General features: G+C 57.1%; 17 protein-coding genes. 8 read left to right on the top strand and 9 right to left on the bottom strand.

Annotated features, from left to right (window positions below):
• Nucleotides 1-168: 168 nt before the first annotated feature.
• A complete protein-coding gene (locus VGE55_RS04145) occupies nucleotides 169-1,080 on the top strand; it encodes a metal-dependent hydrolase (protein ID WP_331130450.1) in 912 nt (303 codons plus the stop codon).
• A 309-nt stretch (nucleotides 1,081-1,389) separates the two neighbouring features.
• On the opposite strand, the gene VGE55_RS04140 is transcribed toward VGE55_RS04145, so the two are convergent.
• From VGE55_RS04140 to rplU, 5 genes are all read right to left on the bottom strand, one after another.
• On the bottom strand, nucleotides 1,390-2,259 hold the full coding sequence (locus VGE55_RS04140) for an alpha/beta hydrolase (RefSeq protein ID WP_331130449.1): 870 nt from the start codon (nucleotides 2,257-2,259) through the stop codon (nucleotides 1,390-1,392).
• 53 nt (nucleotides 2,260-2,312) lie between these two features.
• Nucleotides 2,313-3,455 (bottom strand): glutamate 5-kinase, encoded by a 1,143-nt coding sequence (proB, locus tag VGE55_RS04135; RefSeq protein WP_331130866.1) that lies wholly within the window; start codon nucleotides 3,453-3,455, stop codon nucleotides 2,313-2,315.
• A 7-nt stretch (nucleotides 3,456-3,462) separates the two neighbouring features.
• Nucleotides 3,463-4,584, bottom strand: coding sequence for an Obg family GTPase CgtA (cgtA, locus tag VGE55_RS04130; protein WP_331130448.1), 1,122 nt, complete (start codon nucleotides 4,582-4,584; stop codon nucleotides 3,463-3,465).
• Nucleotides 4,585-4,706: 122 nt separating this feature from the next.
• Nucleotides 4,707-4,970 (bottom strand): 50S ribosomal protein L27, encoded by a 264-nt coding sequence (rpmA, locus tag VGE55_RS04125; protein ID WP_256764838.1) that lies wholly within the window; start codon nucleotides 4,968-4,970, stop codon nucleotides 4,707-4,709.
• 18 nt (nucleotides 4,971-4,988) lie between these two features.
• Nucleotides 4,989-5,300, bottom strand: coding sequence for a 50S ribosomal protein L21 (gene rplU / locus VGE55_RS04120; protein ID WP_256764839.1), 312 nt, complete (start codon nucleotides 5,298-5,300; stop codon nucleotides 4,989-4,991).
• A gap of 299 nt (nucleotides 5,301-5,599) precedes the next feature.
• Between rplU and VGE55_RS04115 the strand changes: the two genes are divergently transcribed.
• The 7 genes from VGE55_RS04115 to zapD all read left to right on the top strand — a co-directional run bounded on the left by VGE55_RS04115 (nucleotide 5,600) and on the right by zapD (nucleotide 13,376).
• Nucleotides 5,600-6,592 (top strand): polyprenyl synthetase family protein, encoded by a 993-nt coding sequence (locus VGE55_RS04115; RefSeq protein WP_331130447.1) that lies wholly within the window; start codon nucleotides 5,600-5,602, stop codon nucleotides 6,590-6,592.
• A gap of 83 nt (nucleotides 6,593-6,675) precedes the next feature.
• Nucleotides 6,676-7,959: an HlyC/CorC family transporter gene (locus VGE55_RS04110; protein ID WP_331130446.1), complete on the top strand. Its 1,284-nt coding sequence runs from the start codon at nucleotides 6,676-6,678 to the stop codon at nucleotides 7,957-7,959.
• Nucleotides 7,960-8,054: 95 nt separating this feature from the next.
• Nucleotides 8,055-9,749: a type IV-A pilus assembly ATPase PilB gene (gene pilB / locus VGE55_RS04105; protein WP_331130445.1), complete on the top strand. Its 1,695-nt coding sequence runs from the start codon at nucleotides 8,055-8,057 to the stop codon at nucleotides 9,747-9,749.
• A 29-nt stretch (nucleotides 9,750-9,778) separates the two neighbouring features.
• A complete protein-coding gene (locus tag VGE55_RS04100) occupies nucleotides 9,779-11,020 on the top strand; it encodes a type II secretion system F family protein (protein WP_331130444.1) in 1,242 nt (413 codons plus the stop codon).
• Nucleotides 11,017-11,856, top strand: coding sequence for an A24 family peptidase (locus VGE55_RS04095; RefSeq protein WP_331130443.1), 840 nt, complete (start codon nucleotides 11,017-11,019; stop codon nucleotides 11,854-11,856). The genes VGE55_RS04100 and VGE55_RS04095 overlap by 4 nt, the downstream gene beginning before the upstream one ends.
• Before the next feature lie 11 nt (nucleotides 11,857-11,867).
• Nucleotides 11,868-12,491 carry a dephospho-CoA kinase gene (gene coaE / locus VGE55_RS04090; protein ID WP_331130442.1) on the top strand — a complete coding sequence of 208 codons (624 nt, stop codon included), beginning with the start codon at nucleotides 11,868-11,870 and terminating at the stop codon, nucleotides 12,489-12,491.
• Nucleotides 12,492-12,614: 123 nt separating this feature from the next.
• Nucleotides 12,615-13,376, top strand: coding sequence for a cell division protein ZapD (gene zapD, locus VGE55_RS04085; RefSeq protein ID WP_331130865.1), 762 nt, complete (start codon nucleotides 12,615-12,617; stop codon nucleotides 13,374-13,376).
• On the opposite strand, the gene VGE55_RS04080 is transcribed toward zapD, so the two are convergent.
• Genes VGE55_RS04080 through secA form a run of 4 tightly spaced genes read right to left on the bottom strand, consistent with a single transcriptional unit; the run spans nucleotide 13,373 to nucleotide 19,256 of the window.
• Nucleotides 13,373-14,371: a Nudix family hydrolase gene (locus VGE55_RS04080; RefSeq protein WP_331130441.1), complete on the bottom strand. Its 999-nt coding sequence runs from the start codon at nucleotides 14,369-14,371 to the stop codon at nucleotides 13,373-13,375. The two genes, zapD and VGE55_RS04080, sit on opposite strands and share 4 nt — an antisense overlap.
• Nucleotides 14,372-14,378: 7 nt before the next feature.
• A complete protein-coding gene (locus VGE55_RS04075) occupies nucleotides 14,379-15,242 on the bottom strand; it encodes an ATP-binding protein (protein WP_331130440.1) in 864 nt (287 codons plus the stop codon).
• Between the two features lie 14 nt (nucleotides 15,243-15,256).
• Nucleotides 15,257-16,486, bottom strand: a complete 1,230-nt coding sequence (argJ, locus tag VGE55_RS04070; RefSeq protein ID WP_331130439.1) for a bifunctional glutamate N-acetyltransferase/amino-acid acetyltransferase ArgJ — start codon at nucleotides 16,484-16,486, stop codon at nucleotides 15,257-15,259.
• Nucleotides 16,487-16,505: 19 nt separating this feature from the next.
• The gene (secA, locus tag VGE55_RS04065) at nucleotides 16,506-19,256 is read right to left on the bottom strand and encodes a preprotein translocase subunit SecA (protein ID WP_331130438.1); all 2,751 of its coding nucleotides are present in this window, start codon (nucleotides 19,254-19,256) and stop codon (nucleotides 16,506-16,508) included.
• Nucleotides 19,257-19,273: the final 17 nt, after the last annotated feature.

Genomic DNA, 19,273 nt, shown 5'->3' with positions numbered 1-19,273 from the left:
CCCTCGCGTTTTTTTTCAAGGGTTTACCCTGTATCAAAAAACAAACGATCGTTTGAAATTAGAACAGGCTCTCGGGTGTTTACAGTTGTTAATCGCAAAATTGATTGATACATTCACCGATGTAAATATCAAAAACAGCTGTAGACAAACACCACCGAGGAGCACCTGATGAAGAAGATCATTCCAGTTCGCCGCGACGTCAAAATCAACCTGGACGAGTCCCGCGTGAACAACTGGCACGAAGCCGGCCCCCATGTGACCCACTTTTTCAATGCTTTGTCGGTGCTGTTCCCCGCAGGCGAGCGTTTGTTCATGGACTCGGTGCGTGCATTCAAAGACCAGGTCCAAGACCCTGACCTGAAGAAAGCCATTACCGCCTTTATTGGCCAGGAAGCGCTGCACAGCAGGGAACACGAGGAATACAACGAGATGATGGACCGCAGTGGCGTTCCAGCGTTGAAGCTGGACCGCATGTTGTGGAAACTGCTGGGCGGCTTGCAAGGTGCATTGGGCAAGAAAATGGCACTGGCTGGAACGATTGCGCTGGAACACTACACGGCGATCATGGCCAATGCGGTGCTGTCCGATCCCAACGTGACCGGCAAAAACTCGGACGAAGGCTTCCGCCAGGTGTGGCAGTGGCACGCGTACGAAGAGACCGAGCACAAGGCTGTGGCCTATGACGTGTGGAACGAAGTGATGCCCGACAACGTTTACAACCGCTTCATTCGCCGCTTTGGCATGGTGCTGGCCAGCGTTATTTTCTGGCCCGTCGTGATGTACTTCCATGCCCGCCTGGTGTTTGCCGACCCCAACACCAAAGGCAGGCATGTTGAAGGCTACAAAGCAGTGGCCAAAATTTTATTGGGCAAAGGCGGTATTTTCCGCAATGCGATTGGCGATTTCTTTGACTATTTCCGCGCTGACTTCCACCCCTGGATGCACGACAACAGCGCATTCCTGGATGACATCGACGCGTTTGTTGCGCAAGTGAACAAAGCCATGCGCAACCCCAACGATGAGGTGAAGAAAGCGGTGCGGGCGCGAATGGCCAAGAACGTGGCGGCAACGGCAGCGTAAGCACATCGCCCCGCAGCAACACCGGGGGGGCTGACTGTTCGGCGCCGGGCATACCGGCATTGCTGGGGGGCGGTGCAGGCGGCCTGCGCGGGTTCACCTCCCCTGCAGCGACAGTCAGGACAATCTGCAAAACCGTGACAAGCAGGCGCGGTGGGCCAAGCTCAGCGAGCTGGCCCAGAGGTCGATTCCCGACCGTCTCTTTTGGAGGGTCGACCTCAGCGATCGCGAGGCTCAGGTTTTGAGCCACAGATTGGCCGTCGCCAAGGGCGAGGTAACCGCGCAGAGCCGCAAAAAACCCAATCAATGCAATTAACGCAGCACACTCAACACCGCATCCAAAAACCGCTTCGGGTTTTCCAAATGCGGATAATGCCCCAAGCCAACCAAGCGCACCGTGGGGTGCCCGGGCACCAGCTCTTCAAACCGGTCCACCATGTGACCGCCTGAAATCGGGTCTTCCACCCCATCGACCACCGCCAATGGGCATTTGGATTGTTGCAACGCGCCCACCCAACGGCTGCGGTTGTCTCGACGCTCTTGCATGTAGCGAATCAACTGGTGAAAGCGGCGGTTGCCGTTGTTGAAGGTCATCTGCGCCCAGGCATCGTCAATGTCCTGCTCTTTCAACTCGGCCGAACACACATTGCGCAAACTCTCGCGAAATTTCGCTTTGCTGGTGAAACGCGACAACAGTGGGCCCAAAGGGCTGAGCAACAAGCGCTGTATCAACAAGGGGCGATGGGTTTCTGGAAACAAACCACCATTGAGCAGCACCAACTGCTGAATCTCGAAGCTCAAACGCCCTTCATTGTGCCGCGCCAGCAACTCTTGCCCCACGGTGTCGCCCACATCGTGGGTGAGCAATGTGGCCTGGCGCAGACCGTGGCTGGCCATGAGGGCCTCGGCAATGTCGGCTTGCTGAAAAATGCTGTACTGCCAGTCCACCGGCTTGTCTGAGCAACCGTAGCCCAGCATGTCAAACGCCAGCAAACGGTAACGTTCTGCCAAGGCCGACCACACCGGTTCAAAGTCGAAGCTGGAGGTTGGAAAGCCGTGAACCATGAGCAACACAGGTTTGCTCAAGGCGGCAGTGTCGCCGGTGGCCGAGTCCTGATAAAAAATAGAAAACTCGCGCCAAGAAAGCGTTTTCCCCGAGGATCGCCAGTCTTGTAAAGTCATGCGCAGAGTCTCCGTCGGGGAAATGTGAATACAAAAGGGGTATGTTGAAACGCCTAGCTGAGAACCACCATGTTGTCGCGGTGAATCAGCTCGGGCTCATCCAGATAGCCCAAGATGGACTCTATCGCGCTGGTGGGTTGCTTGGCAATTTTGTTGACCTCGGCGGCTGAGTAATTGACCAGACCGCGCGCCACTTCCTCACCTTCGGGGCTTAAGCACGCCACCACATCACCCCGCTGAAACTGCCCTTGCGCCCCGGTCACGCCGATGGGCAACAGGCTGCCTTTTTTGGCACGCAAGGCTACGGCGGCCCCGGCATCCAGCAGCAAGGCGCCCTTCATTTTCAAATGATCGGCCATCCACTGTTTGCGCGCAGCCAAGCGACCCATGGGGGCTTTCAGAAAGGTGCCCACGCTTTCGCCTTGCATCAACCGCACCAGCACATTGGCTTCGCGACCGCTGGCGATGACCGTGGCAGCGCCGCTGCGCGCTGCGCGTTTGGCCGCCAGAATTTTGGTGATCATGCCACCAGTTCCTACACTGCTACCCGCGCCACCGGCCATTTTTTCCAGCTCGGGGTTACCAGCGGTGTCTTCGTGAATGAATCGGGCATTCGGATTTTTCCGGGGGTCTGAGTCGAACAGGCCCACTTGGTCGGTGAGAATAACCAAAGCATCGGCTTCGACCAGGTTGGTGACCAAAGCGCCCAGTGTGTCGTTGTCTCCGAAGCGGATTTCATCGGTCACGACCGTGTCGTTCTCGTTGATGATGGGCACCACCTTGTGGTGCATCAACGTGGTCAATGTGCTTCGGGCATTGAGGTAGCGTTCACGGTCTGCCAGGTCTGCATGGGTGAGCAGCACCTGCGCACAGGTCATGCCGTGGGCTGCAAAACCCATTTCATAGGCGTGGACCAAACCCATTTGACCCACAGCAGCAGCCGCTTGCAATTCGTTGATTTCTTTGGGGCGCTTGGACCAACCCAAACGCTTGAGCCCCTCGGCAATGGCACCCGAGGACACCAGCACCACTTCACAGCCCTGGGCTGTGAGGGTTGCAATTTGGGCAGCCCATGCCTGAATGGACTCCATGTGAACGCCCTGCCCGCCATTGGTCACCAGTGAGCTTCCCACTTTGATCACCAGGCGTTTTCCGTTCAATGCCTTGTTGTTGTGTTGGCCAACCTGCTCGGTCATGGATGCATCAATCCTCGGCATCAGGGTCTTGAAGGTGCGTGGGCAAACCGTTGTTGACGGTGCCCTCGCGGAAGCGAACATCCACTTCGGGTGGGTGCTCAATGTTCATTTGATGAACCAGCTGTTCGTACACGGCGCGCATCAGGTTTTGTGTATTTTCGCCAGTCAGACTGGAAATGGCGTGCACAGCCCCTGTCCAGCCAGTGGCCTTTTTGTATCGCTTCACAAAATCGTCGATTTTGGCCTGGCGCTCGTCTTCGGCAATCATGTCGATTTTGTTCAGCACCAGCCAACGGGGCTTGGCGTGCAAGGCAGGGTCGTATTTGCGCAGCTCTTCCACAATGGCCACCGCCTCGCGCACGGGGTCTACGGCCTCGTCAAACGGAGCCAAATCCACCAAATGCAACAGCACGCGGGTGCGAGAGAGGTGCTTCAAAAACTGGTGGCCCAAACCAGCGCCTTCAGCTGCACCTTCAATCAAGCCAGGCACATCGGCAATCACAAAGCTTTGCGCATGGCCAATGCGGACCACGCCCAGGTTTGGGTGCAAAGTGGTGAACGGGTAGTCGGCAATTTTGGGGCGTGCGTTGGACACGGCGGCAATCAGCGTGGACTTTCCCGCGTTGGGCATGCCCAGCAAGCCGACGTCGGCCAACACTTTCAATTCCAGTTGCAGGCGGCACAATTCTCCGTCTTTGCCTTTGGTGAATTGGCGGGGGGCCCGGTTGGTGCTGCTTTTGAAGTGGATGTTGCCCAGGCCGCCATCGCCGCCTTTGGCCAGCAACACACGCTGTCCATGCTCAGTCAGGTCGGCCACCACCAAGCCGGTGTCGGCGTTGATCACGGTGGTGCCCACCGGCATTTTCAAAATGATGTCGTCAGCGGCCGCGCCATAACAATCGGCGCCCCGGCCGTTTTCGCCATTTTTGGCGCGGTACTGTTTGGAGTAGCGGTAGTCGATGAGGGTGTTCAGATTGCGGTCGGCCTCGGCAAAAATGCTGCCGCCCTTGCCCCCGTCACCACCATCAGGCCCACCTTTGGGAATGAATTTCTCACGACGAAAGCTACCAGAGCCGTTGCCGCCTTTGCCTGCAAACACTTCAATGGTTGCTTCGTCAATAAATTTCATGCTGTTCTGCTTTGGAATGAAAATAGCCCTGCAAGGCAGGGCTATCGAAATTTAGCACAGCGCAAGGCCCCTGTGAGACTGAACTGGGGCCCTCTTGTGTGCGCCGGGCATTGCGGAGGATATTAACCCTCGCTGGCAACCACGCTCACGGTTTTGCGGCGCAGTGCGCCCTTCACCGAGAACTGCACCTGACCATCGGTCAGGGCAAACAATGTGTGGTCTTTGCCCATGCCAACGTTGTCGCCAGCATGGAAACGTGTACCGCGCTGGCGAATGATGATGCCACCAGCGTTGATTGCCTGACCACCGAACACTTTCACGCCCAGTCGTTTGGCTTCCGAATCACGTCCGTTGCGCGTAGAGCCGCCGCCTTTCTTACTTGCCATGGTTCAATTCTCCTGCGTTCAGGCGTTGATGGCCTGGATCTGGATTTGGGTGTAGTTCTGGCGATGGCCCTGACGCTTTTGATAGTGCTTGCGACGACGCATCTTGAAGATCTTCACTTTGTCGTGACGACCGTGTGCCAATACAACAGCCTTGACCGAAGCCCCTTGAACCAGTGGTGTACCCACTTTTACGGTGTCGCCGCTACCGACGGCCAACACTTCGTCCAGAGAGATTTCTTGGCCAATGTCTGCAGGTATCTGTTCTACTTTCAATTTTTCGCCAGCAGCAACTTTGTATTGCTTGCCGCCGGTTTTTATGACCGCGTACATAGTTGACCTCAAATGGGAATTTTCAATTGCTTCATGCCGACAGCGGGTAAAAACCTGCCCGGAACAAGCCCAAGCAACGCTTTCAACATGGAGAGCCGCATATTATCGCCCAAAAAATGAGCAATGTCAAAGGCTTGGACACTCCAAATTGTAAGAACCCCGGGAAAGCCCCGGAAACAAAGCGGACACCCCGTGTGCAATTTTGCAAAAACCCTCAAGTACAATAGGCGCTTGCCGAATCGACCTGCCCGGGCCTGAAGCCCCGGCGGCCAGACAACCCTCCGTTTGCATCCAGGACCATGACTTCAGAAACATTGAGTGTAAAAAGCGTGCTGTTGCCCATCGCTGGCGACATGAAGGCGCTTGACCAGGTGATCCGCACCAGTCTGCACTCCGAAGTCAGCCTGATTAACCAGATCAGTGATTACATCATTGGTGCGGGCGGCAAGCGTTTGCGACCTGCCCTGCTTCTGCTGATGGCGCGCGCCCTGAATGCCAACACCACGCAAATGCGCCACGCCACCGAGCTGGCGGCCATTGTGGAATTCATCCACACGGCCACGTTGCTGCACGACGATGTGGTGGATGAGTCCGACATGCGGCGCGGGCGGCTGACAGCCAACGCGGAATACGGCAATGCCGCCGCCGTTCTGGTGGGTGACTTTCTGTATTCCCGCTCGTTCCAGATGATGGTTCAAATCGGCCTGATGGAAGTCATGGATGTGCTGTCCGAAGCCACCAACACGATTGCCGAGGGCGAGGTGCTGCAGTTGCTGAACTGCAAAGACCCCGACGTGACCGAAGCCCGATACATGCAGGTGATCGACTTCAAAACAGCCAAGCTGTTTGAAGCGGCCTGCCGGCTGGCTGGCATAGTGACTGGCCAAACTGCAGAAACCATTGCGGAATTGGGCCGATATGGTGCCGAGGTGGGCAGTGCCTTCCAGTTGATTGATGATGTGCTGGACTATGCGGGCGACAGCAGCGAACTGGGCAAAAACGTGGGAGACGACCTGCGTGAAGGCAAACCGACCCTGCCCCTCATTCATGCCATGCAGCACGCAACGCCCGCCGTACAGGCGCAAATTCGGCAGGCCATCGAACAGGGTGGCACTCAAAACGTGACGGACATTCTGGCGGCCATTGAAAGCTCGGGCTCGCTGGACTACACGCGCAACAAGGCCCTTGAACTGGCCAACCAGGCCAAACAACGCGCAAGCCGCTTGCCGGAATCCAACTTCCGACAGTCCCTGGTGGACTTGTGCGACGTGGCGGTTGCCCGCACCAGCTAAGCAAGTGCAGGCGTGCCGTGGGCGGGTGTGCCACGCGCCAGTTTGTTTTACACTGACGTTTTCCGGCCAAATCCTGATCCGCTTTGAGCGAACTTCCCCTTTGGGCGCAAACTGCGCTGCTGGTGGGCCTGCTGCTGGGCTCCGGTTTTTTCTCGATCGCTGAAACCAGCATGATGGCGATCAACAAGTATCGCCTAAAGGCCTTGGCTGAGCAGGGTGTGCGAAGCGCGCTGCTCACCCAAAAGCTCCTGGCACGGACAGACCGTCTGCTGTCCACCCTGCTGCTGAGCAACAACCTGCTGAACACGGCCACCACCGCGGTGGTCACCTCGCTGACCATTTCCTGGTACGGCAACAATGAATGGGCTTTGTCGATTGCAACGGGCTTGGTGGCCTTTGCCATTATTGTGTTCGCAGAAATCACACCCAAGGTGATTGGCGCAGCCTACCCAAACCAGGTGGCACTGCCGGCCAGCTACCCCATCGCGTTCTTCATGCGACTGTTCTACCCCTTTGTTTGGCTGATCAACCAGTTTGTGGAGGGCATGTTGTCGCGGTTTGGGCTGTCCTCCCGCCAAAGTGGCGAAACCAGCCTCAACGTGGACGAGTTGCGTTCATTGGTGCTTGAAAGCGGCCATTACCTGCCCCACAAGCAACGGTCCATCCTGATGAACCTGTTTGAGCTGGAATCGCTGACGGTGGATGACGTGATGACGCCGCGCACGCGAATGGAAGTGCTGGACTTCGCCAAAGACGAGGAAACACTCGCGCTTGAAATTGCCACAGCCCACCACAACAAGGTGCCACTCATTGAGGAAGACTGGGCCACCGTGCTGGGCATTTTGCACATGCGCCGAATGTTGGGCCTGTTTCAAAATGGTGAGTTTTCCAAAGAAAACCTGCAGAAATTGATTCAACCGGCGTACTTCATTCCGAGTGGTACGCCAGTCAACATTCAATTGCAGGCATTTCAGGAAAACAAGGAACGCATGGGCCTGGTGGTGGATGAGTATGGCGAAGTACTCGGGATGGTAACGCCTGAAGACATTCTGGAAGAATTGATCGGCGAATTCACCAGCCATGCCCCGGTGAACCAGCATCGCGCTGAAACCGACGAGGACGAGCGTGCAGTAACAGTGGATGGAGCGATCGACATTCGGGAACTGAACCGAAAATATCACCTGAACTTGCCCACGGACGGGCCTCGGACGCTCAATGGCCTGTTGCTGGAGCACCTGCAAGACATTCCTGAATCGGGCTTGGGCGTGAAATTGCACAACACGGTGATTGAAATTGTGCAGGTGGCCGACCGCAGTGTTAAAACAGCCAAGGTGTTTATTCCCCGGAAAAAACAACCGGGCAGGTGATGGAATATTGGGCCATTTTGGCCCACAGTACGCAGGCAATGAGCGCAACCACAGCGCAAAAACTGCGCAAACATTGTTAGACAACAGGGATACGCATGAGCATCAGCAGTGCAATGGTCAAAAGTTCGGGACTGGTGAGGGCCCTGGTGGCCCAAGGCCATCTGGACAGCAGCAAGCTGGATGAACTGACGGCGCAGGAGGCCAGCGGCAAATCCGTGGCCGAGTGGATAGTGTCCCAAGGTGTGTGTACGCCAGAGCTATTGGCCAAGTCAGTGGCCCGCCATTTTGGTTATCCCTGGATGGACTTGAACCAGTTTGACCCGGCCTTTGCCCTGTCCATGGAGCCCGAACTGAACCAAGCCAACCGGGGACTGGAAGCCTTGGTTTTGGCCAAGCGCAACGACTCCATCAGCGTTGCAATGGCAGACCCCACCGAGCTCTCTACCATCCAGCAATTGAAATTTCGCACGCAGCTTCAAGTGGAACCTGTGGTGGTGGAATATGACAAGCTCATTCAGGTGATTGGCCAGCAGGTGGGCAACCCTGTGGACGAAGGCCTTCTGGCCGATGGTGACCTGGATGACACCGGCCAGTCTGAATCGGCCGACCCTGACGTGGACGATGCACCGATTGTGCGGTTTGTTCAACGCGTGCTCACCGATGCACTGAAGAAAGGCGCCTCCGACATCCACTTCGAACCGTACGAAAAATCCTATCGCGTGCGCTTCCGGATTGACGGTGTTTTGCAGGAAGCCTCACAGCCACCGCTGGCTGCGCGGGCCAAAATTGCAGCGCGCATCAAAATCATGAGCCGGCTAAACACCACGGAAACGCGGGTGCCTCAAGACGGTCGAATCCGCCTCACGCTGGGCAGCGACGAACGCAAAATTGATTTCCGCGTGAGCACCCTGCCGACCCTGTTTGGCGAAAAAATCGTGATGCGTCTGCTGGACTCCACCAAGTCGGTGGTGCGAATGGATCAACTTGGCCTGGACCTTCAACAACAGCAAGCGGTGGAAGCCGCACTGGCCAAACCCCACGGCATGATTTTGGTCACAGGCCCAACCGGCAGCGGTAAAACCGTGTCGCTGTACACGTTTTTGAACCTGCTCAACAACGACACGGTCAATATCAGCACCGTGGAGGACCCTGCAGAGATCAATCTGGCAGGCATCAACCAGGTCAACATCAATGAGCGAATTGGATTGACCTTCGCGAAAGCCCTGCGCGCCATGCTCCGCCAAGACCCTGACGTCATCATGGTGGGCGAAATCCGGGACCTCGAAACCGCGGACATCTCGATCAAGGCGTCACAAACAGGGCACAAGGTGCTGTCAACCCTTCACACCAACGACGCGGCATCCACCATCGTTCGCCTCAAGAACATGGGTGTGGAAACCTACAACATCGCCTCGTCGTTGAACCTGGTGATTGCGCAACGACTGGTCCGCAAACTTTGTGCCTGCAAAGCACCCCATCCCGATGGATTGCGCAGCCTGGTGACCAGCGGCCTGTTGCAAGAAGCCCCCCAGGGGGATTGGACACCCTTTTGTGCGGTTGGCTGCGAGGCCTGCAATGGCACAGGATATGCCGGTCGAACAGGAATTCATGAAGTGATGCCCATCACCGAAGCCCTGCAGGATTTGATTATCCAGGGGGCCTCTGCACTGGCCCTTGAAAAACAGGCCAGGGCAGAGGGTGTGAAGAGCATGCGGGAGTCGGGATTGGACAAAATCCGACAGGGCATTACCACCATTGAAGAAATCCTGAGCGCCACCAAAGAGGAATAGCCACCCCACTCCACTGCGAGGTCTGAACGATGAGCGCACAACCCAAAACAGCCCATGCATCCAGAGACCTCGTGTTCATGTGGACAGAGACAAAACCAACTGGCAAATCGGGGAAGTGTCGCAGCGGGGAAATTCGAGCCAAATCGGAACAACATGCCCTGTTCCAACTCAGCAAGCAAGGCATTCGACAAGTTCGATTGAGTCGCCAAAAGGTGGCCCGGGCAGGGCGAGTATCCCCTGTGGTGGTGTGTGCATTCGTTCGTCAACTGGCCGTGATGATTCAATCGGCTGTTCCATTGGCTCAAGCCTTGAGCCTGATCGCCGGCGGCATGAACACCCGGGCAAAACGCGGCATGTTGGAGGTGGTGCGGGCGATTCGAACCGATGTCGAAAGTGGTCAACGCCTAAGCGATGCCATGCGCAAACACCCCCGCTGTTTTGACACCCTGTTTTGCAACACCCTGGCCGCGGGCGAACATGCCGGCGAGTTGGACACCACGCTGGAGCGGCTGGCCAGCCACATGGAAAAAAGCCTGCGCATTCGCCAAAAATTGCGCAAGGCCATGGTCTACCCGGGCATTGTTATTCTGGTGGCCATTGCCGTGTCTGTGGGCATGCTGACCTTTGTGCTGCCATCCTTTAAAGCGGTGTATTCGCAATTCAACGCCGAACTGCCCGCATTGACCAACGGTTTGCTGGCCGCCTCCGACCTGTTGATCGACCACGGCCCATTGGTGTTTGGTTCGGTTGTTGTGGCACTGGTGACCTTGTTTAAGGCGTATCGGAAAAGCCCACGGTTTAAGGATGCCTGTGACAAGTTGTTGCTGAAGCTGCCCGTGTTCGGCGAGCTGATACGCACCGCTGTGCATGCGCGCTGGATGCGCACCTTTTCGACGCTCAGCGCGTCCGGCGTGCCCATCACCACCGCATTGGAATCGGTTGCCCAAGTGGCTCGCATCCGCATTTTTGAGGAAGCCACCATGAACATCCGGCAGGGCGTCGCCGCAGGCGCCAGGGTCTCCGAGGGCATGGCGGAGTCCGACATATTCCCGCCGGACACGGTTCAAATGATCCGCATCGGTGAAGAGTCAGGGCGACTGGACAATATGCTGGAACGCTTGGCCAACCAGTTCGAGGTGAAACTGGATGACCAAGTTGATACACTGTCGACCATCATGGAACCCATGATCATGTGCGTGATCGGTGGTCTGGTCGGTGTGCTCATCGTCGGCATGTACCTGCCCATATTCAAGATTGGAGGTGTGGTTTGATCGATTGGTCGGCGCTGAGCCCCATTCAATGGTGGACGCTCAGCGGACTGTTGGGGCTGTGCGTGGGCTCATTCCTCAATGTGGTGGCCTACCGCCTGCCCATCATGATGGAGCGCGCCTGGGACCGCGAAATGGCTGAAATTCAAGGTCGTGAACCCGAGAACCACCCGCGCCTGAATCTTCTGTGGCCCCCCTCCCATTGCACAGCCTGTAAAAAGGCGCTCAAACCGTGGCACAACATTCCCGTGCTGTCCTTCGTGTTTCTAAAGGCCCGCTGCGGTCACTGTGACGCCCGAATTGGCTGGCGTTACCCCGTGGTGGAGCTGGGCTGCGCAGCCCTGTTTGTCGGTCTTGCCGCCTTGCACCCCGCCGGTTGGACTGCATTGGCTTTGATGGGCTTTGCCGCCACCTTGCTGGTGCTGGCCTTGATCGACCTGGACACCTATTTGCTACCCGACGACCTCACCCTGCCCTTGTTGTGGGCGGGCTTGCTGTTTAACCTGATCGGCGGTGTGCTGCCCTTGAACCAGGCTGTGATGGGTGCCATGCTGGGATACGGCTTGTTGTGGGTGGTCTACCACGGCTTCAAACTGGCCACAGGGAAAGAGGGCATGGGCTACGGCGATTTCAAACTGCTCGCCGCTGTGGGCGCCTGGTTGGGCGCCATGTCGGTGTTCACGGTGCTGTTGTTTGCATCGGTGTTCGGCATTGTGTTTGGGTTGGCCATCCAGAAACTGCGCGGCAAACGCAACCATGAGGCATTTCCCTTTGGCCCCTGCTTGGTCGCTGGCGCGCTGGCCTGGATGGCTGGGCTTAACCTGCTCGACTGGTTTTGAGCCCCTCCTCCATGCACATTCAAAAACCTCGTGATGTTCTCGCCATTGGTTTGACCGGTGGCATTGGTTCGGGCAAAACCACGGTGTCCAACCGCTTGGCTCAACTGGGCGCCAAAGTGGTGGATGCCGATGAAGTGGCTCACAGAATAACGGCAGCCGGTGGTGCTGCCATGTCAGCCATTGAGGAAGCCTTTGGCCCGGCAGCCTTGCGACCCGACGGCGCCATGGACCGGGATTACATCCGCAAACTGGCCTTTGATCAGCCTGCCGTGCGCAGTCACCTCGAGCAGATTCTTCACCCGATCATCCGCCACACCATTCAAGAAGAATTGCAGGATGTCACGGCCCCCTATTGTGTGCTGGTCATCCCCTTGCTGTTTGAGAAAGGCGGATGGCACGAATTCATGGATGCTGTGGTGGTGGTTGATTGTCCGGTGGACGTTCAGTTTGCACGGGTAAAAAAGCGCAACGGATGGCCCGATTCGCAAATTCATGCAGTGATTGAAGCACAGGCGTCACGGGCGACCCGTTTGGCAGGTGCCGATTTTGTGATCGAAAACCACGGCGACGAGGCTGATTTGATTGCCCAAGTGGATGAACTGCATAAAAAACTCATAAAAATTCAAGCAAAATGACCACAGCATTTGCAAGAAAACCACAGGTGGTCCACAATCACGGTTGAAGATTCACCTTTTAATTGCGACAAGTCGGTGACCCAAGTACTAGACGGACCCCACACCACAGCGCCAGTCAGTCAAATGACCCGATACGAGTTTCCGCTCAATGAGCGCATTCGTACGCTGCTGCGCCTCGAGGATTTGTTCAGCAAATTTAATTTTTTCGTTTCTCAAGACCATCGCCTGGACCACCACACGGCCCTGCTCACCCTGTTCGAAATCATTGAGGTGGGCTCGCGCGCAGACCTGAAAAGTGACCTGCTTCAAGAGCTGGATCGGCAACGGACCACCCTGTCTCAATTCAGAAACCACCCCAATGTGGATCGCGATGCGCTGGAGGAAACACTGGGCGGCATTGACTGGGCCGTGGGTGAGTTGAACCAATTCAATGGACGACTGGGCTACCACCTGCGCGACAACGAATTTCTGATGATCATCCGCAGCCGATGCAGCATTCCCGGTGGGGTGTGCGAATTCGACCTGCCGGGCTACCACCGCTGGCAATCACGCCCAGCCTCGGCACGGCGCAACGATATTCAGGCCTGGTTTGACCCCATGCGCCCTTTGGCCAAAGCGGTCGAACTGGTGTTGAAAATTTTGCGCAACAGCGGGGAAATGACACTGGCTGTGGCCGAACAGGGCAGTTTCACCCAACAAATGAGCGGAAAAACATACCAGCTGCTCACCATCGACTTGCCCGCCGAACTAGAGGTGGTGCCAGAGTTCAGTGCCAACAAATACATGCTGTGGGTTCGGTTCAACGTGCCCAATGCCAACGGCGTCAGCAAAAACAACCCTTACCTGGATCCGGTTGAATTCCGAATCCGGCTCTGTTCGCTTTAAGCAAACTTCCGCATCATGGCAATGCCGTGTGCCCCATGGGCGCAGGCCTCGTGCATGTCTTCCATCGCCAATCCACCAATCGCAAACACCGGCAAGCGGGCTTGTTCGGTCATGGCATCAAAACCATCCCAGCCCAGGCCGTCTTGGCCGGGGTGCGAAGGGGTTTCCTTGACGGCTCCCAACACGGCGTACCGCAAACCCAGGGCATGGGCTTTGTCCAGCGACTCTTCCGAATGGACCGAAGCGCCCCACGCTGTGAAGCTGGCCGATTGATTTGTGTCCAATGAATGCAGGTGCTCCTCCGTGAGGTGGACCGGGTGCGCAGCGACAGTGGCCGCATCCAGCAGACCATCCGCCACGGCGACCATCAAGGCCTGTCGGGTGGCGGAATGAATGAGCAATGAACAGTGCGGGAATTGTTGCGCCAAGGACTGAACCTGTTCGAAAGCCTTGACCAAAGCACCACCGCACAAACCTGGCTCCCGAAACTGCAGGAACACCGGCTCATTCACCTCAGACAAGCCTTTCCGTAAGCGCTGGGCACAGGCCTCGAAATTGGCATGAAAGTCAGTGAGCACCATCAGGCGTGGCTGGGCCAACACGGGCAACAAAGGGGCTGTGGCAGGCAATATCGGTGAAAAATCGGAATCGTTCAGACTGGCCCAGGCAAACTGCTGGCCTTCCAATGATTTGGGCTCGCCACGGTACGTCCAAACCCGGTACAAGTGCAGCCGCACATGGGCATGCTCGTAGTCATGTTCGACGATAAACCAGCGACCACCAGCCAGGCACTCAATGTCCAGTTCCTCGCGCAGCTCACGCACCAAGGCCTGCCAAACGGTTTCACCGGGCTCCACCTTGCCTCCCGGAAACTCCCAGTAACCCGCATAAGGTTTGCCTTCCGGTCGACAGCCCCACAGCACCTGCCCCCGGTGGTTGAACACCACCGCCACGGCAACATCGATGCGCTTTTTCTCGCCTTGGGGTGTGGCCATGCCAGGCTCAGCCCTTGAGCTGTTTGCTGCCCACCCAGTGCTTGGCAAACTGGTAGGCCAAACGGCCACTGCGGCCACCGCGATCAATCGTCCAACGCAGGGCAATCAAGCGGGCTTCATCGTCCATGCGCAGACCGAAGTGTTGGAGCCACACGGCCACTGCAGCCAGATACTCATCCTGGTTAAACGGGTGGAAAGACACCCAAACACCAAAACGGTCTGACAAGGACACCTTCTCTTCGATGCCTTCACCGGGACGCACCTCGCCATTGTCATGCTGGGTGGCCAGGTTGTCTTTCATCATTTGCGGCAACAAATGGCGGCGGTTGGATGTGGCGTAAATCAGCACATTGTTGGAGGTCCCGGCAATCGAACCATCCAGCACACTTTTCAGTGCCTTGTAGCCAGGCTCGCCTTCCTCAAACGACAGGTCATCGCAGAACACGATGAATTTTTCCGGACGCCCACTGACCAGGTCCACCACGTCTTGCAAAAACAGCAAATCAGATTTGTCGACCTCGATCAGGCGCAGGCCCTGTGGCGCATAGCGGGTCAACATGGCGCGCACCAGCGACGACTTCCCAGTGCCCCTCGCGCCTGTCAGCAACACATTGTTGGCGGGCAAACCCTGAACAAACTGGCGGGTGTTGGTGTCCACCTTGGCCAATTGAACATCCACATTTTTCAAAACGCTGGCATCCAGCGGGCTGACGGTGGTCACCGGCTCCAGACGCAACTGGCCGGCACGGTGGTGCAAACGGTAAGCCACCGATGCATTCCAGTCGCTGGGGGCTCGCATCACGCCCTGCTCCAGCGCTTGGGCGATTCGGCTCAATTGCTCGACCAGGGCTGACAGTTCAGTTTGCTGCATGGTTCAACGGCCTGTTAGCTGCGATAGTCCGCGTTGATGGACACATAATCGTGTGAAAAATCGGTCGTCCACACGGTGGTGGCAGCGTGGCCCCGACCCAGCTGAACGCGCACCGTGATTTCGGCTTCGTTCATGACAGCTTGGCCCTGCTCTTCCCGATAGTCCGGGTGGCGACCGCCGTTGATGGCCACATGCACGTTGCCCAGGTACAGCTGGATTTTGGTTTGGTCGAGGTCATCAATGCCGGCATAACCCACGGCAGCCAGGATACGGCCCAGATTGGGGTCGGATGCGAAAAAGGCGGTTTTTACCAAGGGCGAATGGGCAATCGCATAGGCCACTTTCGAGGCTTCGTCCAGATTGCCGGCCTGCTCCACGGTCACCGTGATGAATTTGGTCGCGCCCTCACCGTCACGCACAATCGCCTGTGCCAGCACAATGGCCTGGGCTTTCAGGGCCTCAAACACCGCTTTGGCCTCTGGTTCATCGCCCGTCTGAATATCCACAGCCGACGATGCGCCCGTGGCCAGAATGATAAAGCTGTCGTTGGTCGAAGTGTCGCCATCAATCGTGATGCGGTTGAACGAGGCATCGGCAATCTCGGTGGTCCAGCGGGACAGCACCGCCTGCGAAATGCGTGCATCGGTGGCCAGGTAGCCCAGCATGGTGGCCATGTTGGGGCGGATCATGCCTGCACCTTTGGACACGCCGGTGATGGTGATGTTGCCCGTACCCACCGCCAAGCGGGTGCTGCTGGCCTTGGGCAAGGTGTCGGTGGTCATGATGGCCGTGGCTGCGTCCAGCCAATTGGCCTGGCCCAAACCGGCCACTGCCTGGTCCACACCGGACAACAACCGGTCCATGGGCAGGTTTTCAAGAATCACGCCAGTTGAAAACACCAGCACCTGCTCGGGCTGAATGTTCAGCAAACTGGCCACCTTGGCGGCAGTGGCTTTGGCGTCGGCCAAGCCGCGTTCACCCGTGCCCGCGTTGGCACAACCCGTGTTGACCACCAACGCCCGAATTCCCTTGCTGGCCTTGAGGTGCGCTTGGCACACCTGCACAGGCGCCGCGCAAAACCGGTTTTTTGTAAACACGCCAGCCACACTGGCATCCTCGGCCACACGCATCACCAACACATCCTTGCGGTTGGGCTTGCGGATGTGGGCCATGGCATAACCAATGTCCAGCCCAGCCACCGGAAACAGTTGCTCAGCTGCGGGAACGGTCAAATTGACGGGCATGGTTCAGCGTCCTTCCTGATCAGTAGAGTTTGCCGTGGCACTGCTTGAATTTTTTGCCTGAACCACAAGGACAGGGGTCGTTCCGCCCCACCTTATCGCTCACGCGCCGAGGCGCATTGGCAGGCGCAGCCGCTGCGGCAGGTTCGGGTGTTTCGTCCTCACCGGTGGCTGACGGGTGCTGAAACTGCAAGTTGTCGATGTGGGCGGCCTGTTCTTCGAGCGCCTGTTCGGCAGCTTCAACCTGCTCGGCCGATTGCACACGAACCGTGAGCAGGGTTTTTGCAACCTCATCCCGAACCCTGTTCAGCAAAGCGCCAAACAATTCAAAAGCTTCCCGCTTGTATTCTTGCTTGGGGTTTTTCTGGGCGTAGCCACGCAGGTGAATACCTTGACGCAAATAATCCAGTGCGGCCAGGTGTTCGCGCCAGTGCGTGTCGATGCTTTGCAACAGCAAAGACTTCTCAAAACGGGCAAAGCCCTCCTGCCCCACCATGGCAACTTTGGCCGCATAGATTTCATCGGCCATTTGAATGATGCGCTTCAGGAAGTCTTCATCGGATGACTTTGCATCGGCTTCCAGCCACTGGCGCACAGGCGCTTCAATCTGGTAATCGGCCAGCAGGTCCTGCTCAAGCCCTTCCAGATCCCACTGCTCTTCCACCGACTCTTCCGGCACATGCATGCGGAACAGGCCTTCCAAGGCACCATGGCGCAGGTTGGTCATGGTCTCGGTGATTTCGCTGGACTCGAGAATCTCATTGCGCTGCGCATAGATGATTTTGCGCTGCTCGTTGGACACGTCATCGTATTCCAGCAGTTGCTTGCGGATGTCGAAGTTGCGGCCTTCCACCTTGCGCTGGGCCGATTCAATGGAGCGGGACACAATGCCCGCCTCAATGGCCTCGCCCTCGGGCAGCTTCAACCGTTCCATGATGGCGCGAACACGGTCACCGGCAAAAATGCGCAGCAGGTTGTCTTCCATCGACAAATAGAACCGGGATGAGCCAGGGTCGCCCTGGCGGCCGGAACGACCGCGCAACTGGTTGTCGATGCGTCGGCTTTCATGGCGCTCACAACCGATGATGTGCAAACCACCCGAGGCAAGCACCTGCTCATTGCGCGCCTTCCATTCAGCGCGCAGCTTGTCGATGGTGGCCTGCTTGGTCTGCTCGTCCAGCTCGGTGTTGTTTTCAACGGCGGTGATTTCCCGTTCCAGATTGCCGCCCAGCACAATGTCAGTACCGCGGCCAGCCATGTTGGTGGCAATCGTGATGGCCTTGGGGCGTCCCGCTTGCGCCACAATTTCTGCTTCCCGCTCGTGCTGCTTGGCGTTCAGCACATTGTGCGGCAGCTTTTCTTTCTCCAGAAAACTGGAAATCAGCTCGGAATTTTCAATCGATGTGGTGCCCACCAACACCGGTTGACCGCGCTCATAGCAGTCCTTGATGTCCAACAAAATCGCGTTGTATTTCTCACGGGCGCTTTTGTAGATTTTGTCCTGCGCGTCCTTGCGCTGGACTGGGCGGTGTGTGGGAATGATCACCGTTTCCAGCCCATAAATGGACTGGAATTCAAACGCTTCGGTGTCAGCCGTGCCGGTCATGCCAGACAGCTTTTTGTACATCCTGAAGTAATTCTGGAACGTGATGGACGCCAGCGTCTGGTTTTCGGGCTGAATGCGCACCCCTTCCTTGGCTTCCACGGCCTGGTGCAAGCCATCGGACCAGCGGCGACCTGGCATGAGGCGCCCGGTGAACTCATCCACAATGATGACTTCGCCCTGCTGGACCACATAATGCTGGTCTTTGAAGAACAGGTTGTGCGCCCGCAAGGCCGCCATCAGGTGATGCATCAGCGAAATATTGGCCGCATCGTACAGACTTGCACCTTCGGCCAGCAAACCCATCTGCCCCAGGATTTGCTCGGACTTTTCATGCCCGGCTTCCGAGAGGTGAATCTGGTGGCCTTTCTCGTCCACCCAGTAATCGCCTTCAGGCTCAGGTTCAGTGGGCTTGGGCTCTTCCTTCATGCGGGTGAGCATGCCAGGCACTGCATTGAGCTTGAGATAAAGGTCGGTGTGGTCATCGGCCTGACCAGAGATGATCAGCGGGGTCCGCGCTTCATCGATCAGGATGGAGTCCACCTCGTCAACAATGGCGTAATGCAAGCCGCGCTGAACACGCTCAGCGGTGCCATACACCATGTTGTCGCGCAGGTAATCAAACCCGAATTCGTTGTTCGTCCCATACGTGATGTCGGCTGCATAGGCGGCCTGCTTTTCATCGTGGGGCATGCGGGAGAGATTACAGCCCACCGTCAGGCCCAAAAAGCCGTACAGCTTGCCCATCCAGGCGGCATCGCGTGAGGCCAGGTAATCGTTCACGGTGACCACGTGAACACCCTTGCCTTCGAGCGCATTCAGATAGGCAGGCAGTGTGGCCACCAGTGTTTTGCCTTCACCCGTGCGCATTTCAGAGATTTTGCCTTCGTGAAGGGCAAGACCGCCAATCAATTGCACATCAAAATGGCGCATCCCGTATACACGTTTCCCAGCCTCGCGCACCACGGCAAAAGCCTCTGGCAGCAAGCTGTCCAACGTCGCCCCTTGGGCCAAGCGGTCTTTAAACTCCTGGGTTTTGCCCCGCAACTGGTCGTCTGTCAAAGCGGACAGCGCGGGCTCCAGCGCATTGATTTGGGCGACAGCTTTGCGATAGGTTTTCAGCAGACGGTCATTGCGGCTGCCGAAAATCTTCTTCAGGGTTTCAATCATGATGGTGATGGCCGATT

The organism is Limnobacter sp. (assembly GCF_036405155.1).
GTDB lineage: Bacteria > Pseudomonadota > Gammaproteobacteria > Burkholderiales > Burkholderiaceae_B > Limnobacter.
This window is presented reverse-complemented; position numbering and strand designations above follow the sequence as displayed.

What these genes read in the sequence shown, in the direction of transcription:
- rpmA (WP_256764838.1), bottom strand. Translation starts at nt 4,970, where the DNA reads ATGGCAAGTAAGAAAGGCGGCGGCTCTACGCGCAACGGACGTGATTCG.
- VGE55_RS04080 (WP_331130441.1), bottom strand. Translation starts at nt 14,371, where the DNA reads ATGGCCACACCCCAAGGCGAGAAAAAGCGCATCGATGTTGCCGTGGCG.
- coaE (WP_331130442.1), top strand. Translation starts at nt 11,868, where the DNA reads ATGCACATTCAAAAACCTCGTGATGTTCTCGCCATTGGTTTGACCGGT.
- pilB (WP_331130445.1), top strand. Translation starts at nt 8,055, where the DNA reads ATGAGCATCAGCAGTGCAATGGTCAAAAGTTCGGGACTGGTGAGGGCC.
- secA (WP_331130438.1), bottom strand. Translation starts at nt 19,256, where the DNA reads ATGATTGAAACCCTGAAGAAGATTTTCGGCAGCCGCAATGACCGTCTG.
- VGE55_RS04100 (WP_331130444.1), top strand. Translation starts at nt 9,779, where the DNA reads ATGAGCGCACAACCCAAAACAGCCCATGCATCCAGAGACCTCGTGTTC.
- rplU (WP_256764839.1), bottom strand. Translation starts at nt 5,300, where the DNA reads ATGTACGCGGTCATAAAAACCGGCGGCAAGCAATACAAAGTTGCTGCT.
- VGE55_RS04075 (WP_331130440.1), bottom strand. Translation starts at nt 15,242, where the DNA reads ATGCAGCAAACTGAACTGTCAGCCCTGGTCGAGCAATTGAGCCGAATC.
- VGE55_RS04145 (WP_331130450.1), top strand. Translation starts at nt 169, where the DNA reads ATGAAGAAGATCATTCCAGTTCGCCGCGACGTCAAAATCAACCTGGAC.
- argJ (WP_331130439.1), bottom strand. Translation starts at nt 16,486, where the DNA reads ATGCCCGTCAATTTGACCGTTCCCGCAGCTGAGCAACTGTTTCCGGTG.
- proB (WP_331130866.1), bottom strand. Translation starts at nt 3,455, where the DNA reads ATGACCGAGCAGGTTGGCCAACACAACAACAAGGCATTGAACGGAAAA.
- zapD (WP_331130865.1), top strand. Translation starts at nt 12,615, where the DNA reads ATGACCCGATACGAGTTTCCGCTCAATGAGCGCATTCGTACGCTGCTG.
- cgtA (WP_331130448.1), bottom strand. Translation starts at nt 4,584, where the DNA reads ATGAAATTTATTGACGAAGCAACCATTGAAGTGTTTGCAGGCAAAGGC.
- VGE55_RS04115 (WP_331130447.1), top strand. Translation starts at nt 5,600, where the DNA reads ATGACTTCAGAAACATTGAGTGTAAAAAGCGTGCTGTTGCCCATCGCT.
- VGE55_RS04140 (WP_331130449.1), bottom strand. Translation starts at nt 2,259, where the DNA reads ATGACTTTACAAGACTGGCGATCCTCGGGGAAAACGCTTTCTTGGCGC.